The 451-nt window shown below is 54.5% G+C and carries 1 pseudogene; it reads left to right on the forward strand.

From position 1 onward, the window contains the following. Window positions 1-400 (forward strand): annotated as a pseudogene (locus tag AC6CWS_RS26485) (IS5-like element IS903 family transposase); the annotation flags it as partial. Between the last annotated feature and the right edge of the window lie 51 nt (window positions 401-451).

Below are 451 nucleotides of genomic sequence, written 5' to 3' on the forward strand. Positions count from 1 at the left end.
CTTCCCGGGTCTTATCCGGCAGACTCACAGAAAAATCAGGGCAGCATCGGCAGACGGCGCTTACGACACCCGGCTCTGTCACGATGAACTGCGGCGTAAGAAAATCAGCGCGCTTATCCCGCCCCGAAAAGGCGCGGGTTACTGGCCCGGTGAATATGCAGACCGTAACCGTGCTGTTGCGAATCAGCGGCTGACCGGGAGTAATGCGCGGTGGAAATGGACAACAGATTATAACCGTCGCTCGATAGCGGAAACGGCGATGTACCGGGTAAAACAGCTGTTCGGAGGTTCACTGACACTGCGTGACTACGATGGTCAGGTTGCAGAGGCTATGGCCCTAGTACGAGCGCTGAACAAAATGACGAAAGCAGGTATGCCTGAAAGCGTGCGTATTGCCTGAAAACACAACCCGCTACGGGGGAGACTTACCCGAAATCTGATTTATTCAACA

Source organism: Klebsiella sp. M041, from assembly GCF_059759695.1.